The sequence below is a fragment of the Micromonospora sp. HK10 genome (genome assembly GCF_000982955.1).
Taxonomy (GTDB): domain Bacteria; phylum Actinomycetota; class Actinomycetes; order Mycobacteriales; family Micromonosporaceae; genus Micromonospora.
On the sequence record NZ_KQ058836.1, the window covers coordinates 51926 to 64784 of the forward strand.

Here is a 12859-nt window from a genome sequence, read left to right on the forward strand (position 1 = left end):
GCGGCAATGTCCGCACCGGAGGATGTCGAGCCGGGCGACCCCGCCGCCGGGCCGGCGGACACCGGCCGGCTGGCGGCGTTCAGCGACGCGGTCTTCGCGATCGTCATCACGCTGCTCGTGCTGGACCTGCGGGTGCCGGACCTCCACGAGGGTGAGCTGGCCGCGGCGCTGCGCTCGGAAGCGCCGTCCTTCCTGGCCTTCGTCGTGTCATTTGTCTACGTCGGCGTGCTCTGGCTCAACCATCACGCGGCGCTGCGGCTGGTCCGCGGCACCACGCTCGCGTTCAACTGGATCAACCTCGCCATCCTCTTCGGCGCGGTCCTCATCCCGTTCCCCACCATGGTGCTGGCCTCGGCACTCAGCGAGGGCAACCGGGCCGACCTGCGGGTGGCGGTGGTCCTGTACGCCGCCGCCGCGGCGCTGATGTCCGCGCCCTGGCTGGTCTTCTTCGCCTACCTCCGCCGCCATCCGAGTCTGCGGGCGCGCGGGGTCAGCCAGGATCGGGTCCGCGCGCAGGAGGTGCGGCCGGTCACCGGCCTGGTGCTCTTCGGGCTGACCGGGCTGCTCGGCTGGTTCGTGCACCCGCTCCTCGGGCTGCTCGGCATCATCACGATGATCATCTACCACGCGTTCACCAGCGAGGGCGTCCGCGGCGGACCTCCCCGGTGGCGGGCTGGCGGCCGGCGCTGACCACCGCCGGCCGGATGTTCAGGCGGGACCGGCCGCCGGCGATCACGCGCCGGGGATCAGCACGCTCAGGCAGGTCACGCAGCCCTCGAGCTTCTCGAACTCGGCGATGTCGACGATCACCGGGGTGAAGCCGAGGTCCGTCACGAGCGCCGCGGTGCGCGGCGCCGAGGCGGCCAGCAGCACGCGGTCGCCACCGAGCGGCACGACGTGGCAGCCGGCCTCCTCGTCCACCGGGCGCACCGGATGCCGCAGCGCGGCGGCGTCGAGCAGGTCCGGCAGCGCGAGGAGGGTGCCGTCGGGCAGCGCGGTCACCGCCGACTTGAGGTGCAGCACGCCGCGCAGCGGGACCGGGACCACCGTGCGGCCGCGGGTCGCCAGGTGGGCGGCGAGCTGGGCCGCGCCGGCGGCGTCGGTGCGCCCGCCCTGGCCCACGTACACCGTGGTGCCGACCTGCAGCACGTCCCCGCCGTCCAGCGTCCCGGGCGCCTCGATCCGCAGGACCTCGAGCCCCGCCTCGCGTACCGTCTTCTCGGTGCCGGCGATCTCCGGACGGCGCTGGGGCGCACCGGGTCTGGTGAGCACCGCCAGGCCGGCGCAGACCACGACGGTGTCCTCGACGAAGACCGCGTCCGGGCAGTGTTCGGCGGGCGGGACCTCGCGTACCGGCCAGCCGGCCCCGGTGAGCGCCGCCCGGTACGCGTCGTGCTGCCGCCGGGCCCGCGCGACGTCCACGTCGGTGCGCTCGATGTGGGTGACCAGCCCTTCGGCCAGCCGGCTGCCGGGTCGCCGGACCAGGGCGATGCCTCGCGTCATGCCCTCAGTCTGCCGCACCTCGATGCGGTGGACCGCCCGGCGGACGGGTACGTCCACCTCGGGCACCGCGATCATCCGCGCGGCCGCCTGGCCGGCCGCGCTCACCGGCGCGCGGGCTCGCCCTCGTCCGGTCCGTCCAGCCAGTTGCGGATGCCGCCGAGCGCGGTGGGGCCGTAGTCCTCCTCCACGCCGCGGGCGAGGTCCGCGATCGACACCGCGCGCAGCGCGGCGCGCCAGGCGGCGTCGGCGCCGGCCATCGCGCGGGCGACGGGGCACGGCCGGGTGCAGGCCTCCGCGGGCGTGGCCAGCGGGCCGCGCTGGCGGATCTCGGTGCACACGAAGGCGGGCGCCGCGCCGTCGACGGCGGCCACCACGTCGAGGACGGTGATGAGCTCGGGTGCCCGGGTCAGCACGTATCCGCCTGCCTTGCCCTGCACGGAGGTCACCAGGCCGGCGCGGGAGAGCGCCTGCAACTGCTTGGCCAGGTAGCTGCCGGAGACGTCATGCAGCGCGGCGAGCCGGGCGGCCGGCACCGGCTCCGTCGCCGTGGTCAGCACCACGCAGCAGTGCAGCGCCCACTCCACCCCACCCGACAGCTTCATCCGACCCCCCCTTGACTCGGACAAAGGCTATCCGATTATTGTCTCGGACAAGAAGTATCCGAGTTCGAGGCCGGGCGCCTCGACGAACCGGGCGTGCCGGGCGGCAGGCCGTGGAAGGGTGAGAGCCATGAAGCTCACAGTCATCGGTGGCACCGGACTGATCGGCTCCCAGGTGGTCCGGAAGCTGACCGAGGCCGGGCACGAGGCCGTCGCGGCATCCCCGTCGACCGGCGTCGACCTGCTGTCCGGTGAAGGCCTGGGGCAGGCGCTGGCGGGCGCCGACGTGGTCGTCAACGTGGCGAACTCGCCGACCTTCGACGAGGCCTCGCTGGACTTCTTCCGTACCTCGATGAACAACCTGCTCTCCGCCGGGGAGCGGGCCGGCGTCCGGCACCAGGTGGTCCTCTCCATCGTCGGCGTGGACCAGGTCCCGCAGCTCGACTACTACCGGGCCAAGACGCTGCAGGAGGAGCTGCTCCGCCAGGGGCCCACGCCGTACTCCATCGTGCGCGCCACCCAGTTCTTCGAGTTCGTCAACGCGGTCCTGGCCTGGACCTCGGACGACAAGACCGTCCGCCTGCCCGCCACCCCGGTGCAGCCGATGGCCGCCGCCGACGTGGTGGACGCGGTCGTCGAGGTGGCGACCGGGGCGCCGCTGAACGGCATCCGCAACGTCGCCGGCCCGGACGTCTTCGCCCTCGACGAACTCGGGCGACTCACCCTCGCCGCCCAGCAGGACGACCGGACCGTGGTCACCGACGACCAGGCCGGCATGTTCGCGGTCGTCGACGGCGACGTGCTCATCGGCGGCCCGGACGCGCGCCGCGCGCCCACCCACTACCGGGACTGGCTCCAGTCGGCCCGCTGACCGACCGGCACCCGGCGGCGACCCGGCAGGACGGGCGAGCGCGTGACGGCCGGCAGGGCGAACGGTTGGCTCCGCGGACCCGGTGATCAACGGGCCACCTACCTGGAGCTCTTCTTCGACCTGGCCTTCGTCTTCGCGCTCGCCCAGCTCTCGTACGCGCTGCTCGAGGACCTGTCCTGGTCCGGCGCCGGCCGGGCGCTGGTGCTGCTGCTGGCCGTCTGGTGGGTCTGGTTCACCACCGCCTGGATCACCGAGCTGTTCGACCCGCAGCGGCCGGCGATCCAGGTGCTGACCATCGCGATCATGGTGGGCGCCCTGGTGATGGCGGTCGCGCTGCCGGGCGCGTTCGGCGCGGGGGGTCTGATCTTCGCGGCGGCGTACGTCCTCATCCACGTCGGCCGCGACTTCTTCCTGGCGATCGCGCTGCGCGGGCACGAGCTGCGGCGGACCACCGTGCGTGGACTGTTCTGGTTCGGCGTCTCCGCGCTGCCCTGGCTGGCGGGGGCGCTCACCCACGGGGCGGGGCGGGCGATCCTGTGGAGCCTGGCGGTGGCCCTGGACTACGCGGCGTACCTGTTCCGCCATCCCACGCCGCGGGTCGGCCGCACCCCCACGGCACAGCTGCCGAGCGTCGCCGAGCACCTGGCCGAGCGGTACCGGCAGTTCTTCATCATCGCGCTCGGCGAGTTGATCCTGGTCACCGGGCTGACACTGCGCGGTACCGGTTTCACCACCTACGGCACCCCGGCCTTCATCGTCGCGATCGGCACCACCGTGCTGCTGTGGCGGATCTACATCTACCGCGCGGGGGAGTTGCTGTCGGCGGCCATCGCGGCGGCGCCCGACCGGGCCCGCCTCGCCCGGTCCGTGTCGTACACCCACCTGGTCATGGTGGCCGGCGCCGGGTGCACCGCCGTCGGGGCCGAGGTGACGATCGCCCATCCGCTGGAAGCCGGCCGGCCGGCCTGGGCGGTCGTGCTGCTCGGCGGACCCGTGCTGTTCCTCGCCGGCCGGGCGGCCTTCGAGTACACGGTCTTCTCCCAGGTGTCCCGGGGCCGGCTGATCGGGCTGGCCGTGGCGGTCGCCCTCATCCCCGCGCTGGTCCGGCTGCCGCCGCTGCTCGTGGGCGTCGCGGCCGCCGCCGTGCTGGCCGGCGTCGCCCTCGCCGACGCGGCCCGGGCCCGCGCGCACCCGGTCGAGGCGCCGTCGCCACCGGGCGCCGCCGGTTGACCGGGCGAGCCGCGGCCTGTCGCCGGACCGCCACGCCGGCCGCGCCGGCATGATCCGAGCCGGCGAGGAGCCGGCCGGGCCGGCGACGTCACCGCCCCGGACCGTTGCGGTGCGGCCCGCCGTCCGCCCCGGCACGGAGACGTTCGACCAGCTCGTGCGCCGCCGCGATGAACCGCGGATCCGACTCGCAGGGCCGGTGCCCCTGGATCGGCGGTGGGACGCTGTCGCCCGGCGGGGCCACCACGTCGGTGGGATCGCGCAGCCGGCGGTCCACGCTCGCCGCCGGGTCGCCGGCCGGGTCGGGCGGCGGCGACCGGTCCGCGGAGAAGACCCAACCCCCGACCGGGTCGGTGTCGCGCCACAGGTTCACCCACCGCCAGCCGATCCGGGCCCCGATCTCGTGCAGCACCTCGTCGTCGAGGTAGGCGGGGAAGAGCCGGGCGTAGAGCCGGCGCAGCGGTGAGGCGTGGGTGAGCAGGGCGACCCGGCCACTGACCCGGGGCGGCAGCTGGAGCACCGTCGCGGCGGCCAGCACCGAGCCGTGGCTGTGCCCGGTGAGCAGGACCGCCTGACCGCGCCCGACCAGGTAGGTGATCCGCCGGGTCAGCTCCGGCACGGCCCGTTCGGCGTAGCAGGGCGGCGCGAACGGATGGGCGGCCCGGGGCCAGAACGTGCCCAGGTCCCACAGCACGCCGACGTGGCGGCGGAACCCGGCCGTGCGGTGGGCGAAGATCCCGCCGAGCACCAGGCCGAGGATGACCAGCGCGATCAGCCAGCTGCCGGCCGCGATGGCGATGCTGACCAGGTCGGCGGGCAACCCCGCGAACCGCTCGACGACGTCACCGGGCACCACCCGCAGCAGGCCGACGGTGGTGGTGGCGGTGCCGGCGGCGGCCAGGCCGGCGTAGACCACGGCCAACGGGATGAGCAGCTCGGTGAACCGGGCGTGGGCGATCGCCTCCCGCACCTGCCGCAGGCGCGGACCGGCCTCCGCCCGGTCCGGATGGTCGCGGGCCACGATCGCCGCCGCCGCGCGCAGCCGGCCGGGACGGGAGATCAGGGTCACCAGCCCCGCGACCACCAGCGTGATCAGTACGGTCCGGAAGAAGCCGAAGATCGCCCAGGTGTACGCCCGCGGCGGGCCGGCGGCCACCCCCGCCGCGGTCTGCGCGTCGCGGTCCAGGAAGTCCGTCACCCGGTAGACCAGCTCCGCGGAGAACGCCGCCGCCAGGCTGATCGCGGCGGCCGCGACCACCAGCGCGCCCAACCCGAACAGCGGCCTGCCCGGCGGCCGGCGGTCCCGACGGACGAGCAGCACCGCCGCCAGGGCGGCCAGCAGGGCTGTCTGGCCGACGAACAACCCGGTGAGCAGGGCGTCGTAGCCGGGCAGGCCGGCCTCCTCGGGCCAGCGCCGCGGGGCGGCCAGGACATCGGCCGCCGCCGCGGCGGTCAGCCCGAGCGCGATGGTGCGCAGCCCGCTCGCCACCCGGTCGAGGCGCCGGTCGGCGGGGGACCGGTCGATCAGCGCCGGCGTGCAGAGCAGGACCGCGCAGGCGGTCAGGACCGCCCCGGTGAGCACCGCCAGCACGAGCGTGCCGGCCGAATCGGTGGCGGCGAGCCGGGTGACGAGCAGGACGGCGTCCAGGGTCGCGAACGCGGCCGCGACGTGCAGGGAGCGCAGCCGGCGCACCAGCGGTTCGGCGTCCCACCGGCCGACGCCGCCGAGCCGGTGCCCGGAGACGCCCTCCTCGGGCGCGCGGAAGGCCTCGTACACCCGCCCCGGGCGGGTGCTGCCCCGCCAGACCAGGCCGACGGCGGCGGCCGGCACGATCGCCAGCACCGCCAGGCGCACCCCGACCGGCCGTCCGCCCAGCCAGGACAACCAGCTCCGGCCGGTCAGGCAGTGCGGCGAGCCCAGGCACTTCCAGGCGATCAGGTCCAGGGCCACCCCGGCGACGGTGAGCACGTAGAGCACGGTGAGGGTGAGCGCCAGCAACCGGCACAGGGAACGGACGACCAGGTCCGAGCCAGGGTTCGCCGGGCGCATCCAGATCGCCACGTTGACCAGCATGAACGGCAGCAGGAACACCATCGCCAGGGTCCCGGCCACCGTCCCGGAGGGCAGGTCGGCCCAACGGTACGCCTCCAGCGTCACCCGGTCGCCGCCCGGGCTGCCCGCGTCGCGGCGCGCCCGGTAGAAGCCCCCGCTGGCATCCCCGGCGACCTGCTCGACCGGTGGCAGATCCAGCCCCGGTCCGGTGCCCCCGCTGGCGGCGCCGTGGATCCGCAGCTCGACCACGTCGTCGGAGTTCTCCGGCCCGGCCGACCGTGCTGCTGCCTCCGACATCGGCCCCCCGGGTCGTCTTCGGGGGTCGGCACCGGGCGCGTCCGGCGCGGGGACGGCCCCGTCCTGCGGGCCGGTCGACCGTCGGCTGCCCGACCTGGTCGCTGTCGGGCAGGACGGTGGCGGCCCGCGTCCTCGTTCCAGGCTAGGAGGGCGGCCGGGGCGGCGCGTGGGCTTTGCCGGGTCGCGACCGCGCCGGCCGGGCGCCGCTGGCGCGGCCCGTGCGGCGCGCGGGCTCTGCCGGGTCGCCACCGCACCGGTCGGGACGCCGCCGGCGCGGCCCGACCGGTGCGGTCGCCCGTGGGGGCGGCCCGCTCAGGCGAGGTCGAGCTGGACCGTGGCGATCTCCCAGGCGCGCAGCGGCAGCCGGACCCGGCCGTCGGCGTCGACCGGCAGTGGTTCGCCGGCCCGGCCGAGCAGGTCGGCCCGGCACGCGCCGCGCAGCGGCACACCGCCCAGCACCGCGACGGTGTGCACCGGGGTCTGCGCCACCAGCCGTACCTCGGTGCGGCCCGCCCGGTCCCGCACGCTGGTCATCGCCACGCCGGCACCCGCGACGCCGAGCCCGACCACCGGCCCGGGCAGCGGTACGTCCGGCCCGGCGGTGCCGGGGAAGGCCAGCAGCCCGTGCCGGTACGCCTCGGCGGCCGCCACCACGCCGGCCTCGTGCCAGGAGCCCCGGTAGGGCAGCACCGCCAGGTCCACGGTGCGGGCGCCCCGGCACTGCGCCTCGGGCGTCGGCAGCTGCGGTCCGGCGGGCTCGTCGCGCAGCGCGTGCCGGTTGCGCGACAGCATCCCGATCGACCGCAGCACGGTGACCGCCAGCTCGCGGCCCGAGTCGGTCAGCTCGTACTCGGTGGGCTGGGTGAGCAGCACCGCGAGCGCGCCGTCCGCCCCACCGGCGGCCACGAAGCCGTTGGCCGGGAAGGTGGGCAGCGGCACCTCACCGCCGCCACCCTCCGCGGTCAGGCCGCGCGCCACGACGGCGAACTGGCCCTCGGCGTACGAGGTGTCGGCCGGGGACGGCAGCGGCAGGTGCAGCCGGACCCGGTGGTCGTCGCAGCGGTTGTCGAACTCGACGCGCAGCCGGACGAACGGCTCACCGCAGCGCAGCTCGACCCGGGTAGTCACGGTGATCGGCTCCCGGTCCACCGCCCGGGAACCGGCGTCCACGTCCGCGGCCACCGGCCAGCGGTACTCCCGCAGCACGTCCAGGACGGCCACCAGCGGCCCGTCGTGGCGCACCACGGTGCGTACCGCCCGCGGCTTGTCGACCAGTTCGTCGGCGGCCGGCGGGGCGTAGTTGTAGCTGTCGCCCACGTCGCCGCCGTCGACGATCCGGCCGACCCCGTCCACGGTGACCCCGTCCGGGGTGGCGACGGTGAGCGTCCCGTCCTCGGCGACGTCGACCCGGAGCAGGCCGTTGTCGAGACCGCGGCCGGCCACCGTGACCGGGGCGGCGGCGGGTGCCGCGGTCGCCGGCAGCGGCGCCGGCCGGACCGCGGCGCGCCCCAGCGCGGGCACCTCGACCAGGGCGGCGACGGTCGCCCGGGGCGCGGCGAGGATCCGTACCCGCCACCGGTCGTGCGGGCCGGCGGCGGCGAGCTCCAGCCGGACGTCCTCGACGTCGAAGGCCGGGTCGCCGTGCCGGGCCACCTGGAAGGTGAGCGTGGCGTCGTCGGGCGAGACCGACCAGGCGGTGACCTCCTGGCCGTAGAGCTCCCGGCCGTGCACCCGGGTGAGCACGGCCGGCAGGTCCGCCGCCGGCACCACGTCGTCGGCGAGCAGCGTGCGGGCCCGGTCGAGGACCTGGGCGGCCACGGCGCGCCCGGTGGCGTCGGTGAGCGCCACGCCGCCGTCGGCCGGCACCGCCACGTCCAGGTGCACCAGGGCGGTCCGCGCCGCCGGGGTGGGGTTGAACAGCAGGTAGCCGTCGCGGGGCACGGCGGCGGCCAGCCGGGCGCCGACCAGGTCGCAGACCGCCCGGCCGAGCTGGTCGGCCTCGGCGAGGCGGGCGGCGACCTGCTCGGCGGTCTCGTCGCAGCCGCAGCCGGTCACCGAGTCGTGGCAGCTGGCGTCGATCAGCCGGGTCCAGGCCATGTCGAGGAAACGCTGCACCGACCCGTCGTGGGTGAGCGCGGCGAGCGGTTCGGCGTACCGCTCGACGCGCCGCTCGGCGCGGTTCATCGCCCGCTTGAGGTGCGCGCGCACGGAGATCACTCCGGGCAGGATGTTGGCCCGGGCGTGCGAGCGCAGCTCGCCGCGGACGACCGGCAGGCCGTCGACGCTGGCCGGCTGGCTGGCGAAGTACTCGGCGAGGGTGCCCAGCCGCAGCCGGGTGCCGGCGAGGTCGGCGGTGGCCAGCAGGTCGGGGGCGTCCGGCGCGGGGGCGGCGTGGTCGGTGCCGTACATGGCCAGGACCGGGGTGTCGTCGCCGGCCGGCCGCCACCCGGCGAGCCGGTCGGCGAGGTCGGCGGCCCGGCGGGTGACCTGCGCGGGATCCTCCATCAGCCCGGCGGCGTTGCCGTAGCCGCCGGGCAGGTACTGGGTGCGCAGGGTGGTGCCGTCGGGCGCCTGCCAGGCGAAGGCGTGGCTGCGCACCCGCTCGGGCACGCCCCGGAACACGCAGGCGTGGGCCAGTCCGGCGCCGGCCAGGATCTGCGGCATCTGGGCGATGTGGCCGAACATGTCCGGCAGGTAACCGACCGGCATGGCGCCGCCCAGGTCGGCGCTGCGGGCCAGCCCGCGTTCCAGGTTGCGGACGATGTTCTCGCCGGAGCAGAGGAACTCGTCGAGCAGGATCTGCCAGGGGCCGACCGCCAGCCGGCCGGCGCGGACCAGGTCGATCACCTGCGCCCGCCGCTCCGGGCGGACCTCCAGGTAGTCGTCCACCGCGGCGAGCTGCCCGTCCAGGGTGAACCGCTGCCGCGGGTCGTGCGCCATCCGGTCGAACACGTCGTCCAGCAGCGCCACCAGGCGCAACCGGAACCGCTGGAACGGCTCGTACCACTCGCGGTCCCAGTGGGTGTGCGGTACCACGATGATCTCGGTCGGTCGTGTCATCAGCTCGCCGCCTCTCCGCCGATCGCCGCCCCGGTCAGCTCCCCGTAGCGGCGTACCACCTGCTGGCTGGTCCGGATGTCGGTCGTGCCCTCGGCGATGCCGGTGAGCGGGGCGGCCCCCGCGGTGACCATCGCGTGGAACGCGACCAGTTCCTGCTCGAACGCCTCGGTCACCGACCGGTACGCGGCCCGCCGCTCGCCGCCGCCGTGCTCGTCCACCACGGTCAGCGTGGTGGGCGCGTTGAGCAGGTACGGCGAGGGGAACACCAGCTCCAGCGAGCCGCGGGCATGGTGCAGGGTGACCGTCTCCCGGTACGCGGGGTAGTCCGGCAGGTTGAGCCACCGGATGCCGTAGCGCGCCCCGCCCGGCAGCCGCCCGCTGATCTCCACCGACGGCTCGGCCGGCCCGTGCGGGGCGAGCGGCCAGGTGGCGACCTGTTCCACGGTGGCCGGCGCCCCGGTGAAGAGCCGCAACAGCGACAGGTCGTGCGAGATGCTGTTGATCAGGATCTGGTAGAGGGCGCGGGCCCCCGGGTCGGCGCCGACGGCGGCGTCGAGCAGCGCGTGGTCGGCGGCGGTCAGCCGGGCCACCTCGTCGACCGGCAGGTCGCCGGGGGCCGGCGGCAGGTTGGCGAAGCGCAGCTGCCGGTCACCGCCGGCGTGCAGCACGGTCACCTCCACGGCGTGCACCCGCGCCGCGCCGCCGAGCTCGGCCAGCAGCCGTCCGGCCTCGGCCACCGCCGGGTCGTACTGCTTCATGTAGCCGACCATCAGCGCCGGGGCGCCGGCGCCCAGCTCGGCCAGGCGGGCGGTCTCGGCGACGGTGTAGGCCAGCGGCTTCTCGCAGAGCACCGGCAGGCCGGCGCGCAGCGCCAGCGCGGCCAGTTCACCGTGCGAGCCGGAGGTGGCCAGCAGCACGGCGTCGCAGCCGCCGTCGGTCACCAGCCGGGCCGCGTCGGTGTGCCGGCGGGCGGGTTCGACGCCGTACCGGTCGCCCAGCTCGGCCACCCGGGCCGGGGACAGGTCGGCCAGCGCGACGATCTCGAACAGGTCGGCGCGGCGTTGCAGCAGCGGCAGGTGCACGGTGCGGGCGATGACGCCCAGCCCGGCCACCGCGATCCGGATCCGCTTGCCCGGCTCGGTCATCGCAGCGCCTCCTCGAGCCAGCGGAGGTTGGCCTGCTGGTCGGCCCGGATCCGGTCGAGCGCCCCGCCCTCGGGGGCGTCCTGCTCGATCACCAGCCAGCCGGTGTAGCCGATCTCGTCGAGGCCGGCGAGCACCCCGGCGAGGTCGACGTCGCCACGGCCCAGGGCGCAGAAGCCGCCGGCGGCGACCACGTCCATGAGCCCGCCGCCGGCGGCCCGGACCCGGGCGTGCGCGGCGACGTCGGCGTCCTTCAGGTGCACCTGCCCGATCCGCCCGGCCCAGCGGTGCAGCGCGGCCACCGGGTCGCCGCCGGCCAGCGTGAGGTGCCCGGTGTCCAGGCAGATGGCGATGTCGGTCAGCTCGAGCAGCCGGTCGGCCTCCGCCTCGGTCTCCACGTCGGTGCCGAGGTGGTAGTGGAACACCGGTTCCAGGCCGCGGTCGCGGCACCGGTCGGCGGCCTGCTGCACCCGGGCCGCGAAGTCCGGCCAGGCCGCGGCGGGCAGCGCCGAGGCCAGGTCGGTGGGGGTGCCCGGCCGGGCCATCCGGGCCGGGTTGCCGGGGCAGGCCAGCGTCGGCCGGGGTGTGAACCGGGCGTCGTCGGCCGGCGCGGCGGTGAACACGTCGAGCGCGGCGTCGAGCTGGGCCAGGTCGGCGGCGAAGCCGGCCGGGTCGGCGAAGCGCAGGTCGACCCAGCCGCCGGCCAGCCCGATGCCGGCCGTGGCCAGCCGTCCGGCGAGGGCCTCGCCGGCGCCGAGGTAGCCGATCGGGCCGGAATCCACCCCGGTGTAGCCGTCGCGGGCCAGGTCCGCGAGCAGATCGTCGGGGCCGACAGGTGCGTCGGCCGTCCGGTAGATGCCGTAGTTGACGGGGGCGCCGGCCACCCGGGTGCGTCCGGTCAGCTGCACAGTGCGATCACCTCCATGCGGTGGGACTCCAGGACGTGCAGCCCGTCGCCGGCCGGCAGCAGGCACCGGTCGCCGCGGACCAGCCGGTGCCGCCCGTCGGGGTAGGCCAGCAGCGCGCCGTCGGCGTCGAGCACCAGCAGCTCGTCGCCGAGGCGCAGCAGCAGCGGCCCGTCGGGGGCGGCGGAGACGGCGGTACGGCCGACGCGCAGCGCGTCCAGCACGGCGTCGCCGGGCGGGGTGTCGCCGCCGGCGAGGACCCAGGTGGTGGGGGAGCCGGGCAGTGCGTCGTCGCCGGGGCGGTGGAAGTCGCTGCCGCCGATCGCCACCACGTCCGGCCGCCAGGCCCGGGCCCACGCGAGGGGGGCGCCCCAGGTGCGGTCCCACCAGCCGGAGTGCCACACCTCGACCAGCGGGGTGCGCTCGGCCAGCGGCTGGCGCCAGGCGCAGTCGCCGCCGAGCGGGTGGTTGATCGACATCAGCCCGCCGTCGCGCCGGGCGGTGCCGAGCCATTCGTCGGGGGGCCGCCGGAAGTCGACCCAGCGCACCGGGCCGAACACGTTGGCGTGCCCCCGGTCGGTGGTGACCTCCTGGCCGGGCAGCAGGGTGATGTCGTAGCGGGCGGCGGCGGCCGGCAGCCACGGGTGGTGGCTGACGGTGTTGTGGTCGGTGACGGCGAGGAAGTCCAGGCCCCGGTCGGCGGCGAGCGCGGCCAGCTCGTCGATGGTGGAGCTGCCGTCGCTGTGCACGGTGTGCGCGTGCAGGTCGCCGGCGAGCCAGCGCCGGCCGTCGACGGTGGGCAGGTCGCGGCGGGGCGGCCGGTCCGGGCGGGGTGGCGCCGCGGGTGCGGGTGGCGCGGGCGGCGGCGTGCCGCTGGTGGTGGCGGTCACCTCGTAGTCCAGCCCGTCGGGCGGGATGCGGTGCAACCGCAGCAGCACCTGCCACTCGCCGGGTTCCAGCTCGCCCGGCAGGTAGCCGGGGGTGGCCCAGTCGGCGGTCACGGTGTAGCCGTCGCGGGCACCCCCCGACCAGCCGCGGAAGCCGGCCGGGCCGACGCAGCCGAGGTCGAGCACCCCGGCCTGGCGCGGGTAGTCCAGCCGGACGGTGAGCGCGGCGGTGCCGGGCGCGACGGTGACCGGCAGGGTCCGGAGCACGTCGTCGGCGCGGTCCTGCAGGGTCCACCTGCCCCGGTGCACGACCAC

General features: G+C 76.2%; 10 protein-coding genes. 3 read left to right on the top strand and 7 right to left on the bottom strand.

Features of this window, described 5'->3' with window-relative positions:
• The first annotated feature begins 6 nt into the window (after positions 1–6).
• The gene (locus tag LQ51_RS18990; RefSeq protein ID WP_046567560.1) at positions 7–690 is read left to right on the top strand and encodes a TMEM175 family protein; all 684 of its coding nucleotides are present in this window, start codon (positions 7–9) and stop codon (positions 688–690) included.
• A 42-nt stretch (positions 691–732) separates the two neighbouring features.
• Here the strand turns inward: LQ51_RS18990 and ddaH are convergent, their stop codons facing one another.
• Positions 733–1608, bottom strand: coding sequence for a dimethylargininase (ddaH, locus tag LQ51_RS18995; protein ID WP_304413733.1), 876 nt, complete (start codon positions 1606–1608; stop codon positions 733–735).
• On the bottom strand, positions 1605–2105 hold the full coding sequence (locus tag LQ51_RS19000) for an RrF2 family transcriptional regulator (protein ID WP_046567561.1): 501 nt from the start codon (positions 2103–2105) through the stop codon (positions 1605–1607). The genes ddaH and LQ51_RS19000 overlap by 4 nt, the downstream gene beginning before the upstream one ends.
• A gap of 127 nt (positions 2106–2232) precedes the next feature.
• Between LQ51_RS19000 and LQ51_RS19005 the strand changes: the two genes are divergently transcribed.
• Positions 2233–2973: an SDR family oxidoreductase gene (locus LQ51_RS19005; RefSeq protein WP_046567562.1), complete on the top strand. Its 741-nt coding sequence runs from the start codon at positions 2233–2235 to the stop codon at positions 2971–2973.
• 42 nt (positions 2974–3015) lie between these two features.
• Positions 3016–4203: a low temperature requirement protein A gene (locus tag LQ51_RS19010; protein ID WP_046567563.1), complete on the top strand. Its 1188-nt coding sequence runs from the start codon at positions 3016–3018 to the stop codon at positions 4201–4203.
• 88 nt (positions 4204–4291) lie between these two features.
• Here the strand turns inward: LQ51_RS19010 and LQ51_RS19015 are convergent, their stop codons facing one another.
• The 5 genes from LQ51_RS19015 to LQ51_RS19035 form a co-directional block, all read right to left on the bottom strand.
• The gene (locus tag LQ51_RS19015; protein WP_046567565.1) at positions 4292–6550 is read right to left on the bottom strand and encodes a hypothetical protein; all 2259 of its coding nucleotides are present in this window, start codon (positions 6548–6550) and stop codon (positions 4292–4294) included.
• 312 nt (positions 6551–6862) lie between these two features.
• Positions 6863–9610 (bottom strand): glycoside hydrolase family 38 N-terminal domain-containing protein, encoded by a 2748-nt coding sequence (locus LQ51_RS19020; protein ID WP_046567566.1) that lies wholly within the window; start codon positions 9608–9610, stop codon positions 6863–6865.
• Entirely contained in the window at positions 9610–10755 is a 1146-nt protein-coding gene (locus LQ51_RS31380) for a Gfo/Idh/MocA family protein (protein WP_052744967.1), read from the bottom strand. Before LQ51_RS31380 ends, LQ51_RS19020 begins: the two co-directional genes overlap by 1 nt.
• On the bottom strand, positions 10752–11660 hold the full coding sequence (locus LQ51_RS19030) for a sugar phosphate isomerase/epimerase family protein (RefSeq protein WP_197087829.1): 909 nt from the start codon (positions 11658–11660) through the stop codon (positions 10752–10754). The genes LQ51_RS31380 and LQ51_RS19030 overlap by 4 nt, the downstream gene beginning before the upstream one ends.
• Entirely contained in the window at positions 11651–12859 is a 1209-nt protein-coding gene (locus tag LQ51_RS19035; protein ID WP_197087830.1) for a CehA/McbA family metallohydrolase, read from the bottom strand. The genes LQ51_RS19030 and LQ51_RS19035 overlap by 10 nt, the downstream gene beginning before the upstream one ends.

What these genes read in the sequence shown, in the direction of transcription:
- LQ51_RS18990 (WP_046567560.1), top strand. Translation starts at nt 7, where the DNA reads ATGTCCGCACCGGAGGATGTCGAGCCGGGCGACCCCGCCGCCGGGCCG.
- LQ51_RS19000 (WP_046567561.1), bottom strand. Translation starts at nt 2,105, where the DNA reads ATGAAGCTGTCGGGTGGGGTGGAGTGGGCGCTGCACTGCTGCGTGGTG.
- LQ51_RS19005 (WP_046567562.1), top strand. Translation starts at nt 2,233, where the DNA reads ATGAAGCTCACAGTCATCGGTGGCACCGGACTGATCGGCTCCCAGGTG.
- LQ51_RS19015 (WP_046567565.1), bottom strand. Translation starts at nt 6,550, where the DNA reads ATGTCGGAGGCAGCAGCACGGTCGGCCGGGCCGGAGAACTCCGACGAC.
- LQ51_RS19020 (WP_046567566.1), bottom strand. Translation starts at nt 9,610, where the DNA reads ATGACACGACCGACCGAGATCATCGTGGTACCGCACACCCACTGGGAC.
- LQ51_RS31380 (WP_052744967.1), bottom strand. Translation starts at nt 10,755, where the DNA reads ATGACCGAGCCGGGCAAGCGGATCCGGATCGCGGTGGCCGGGCTGGGC.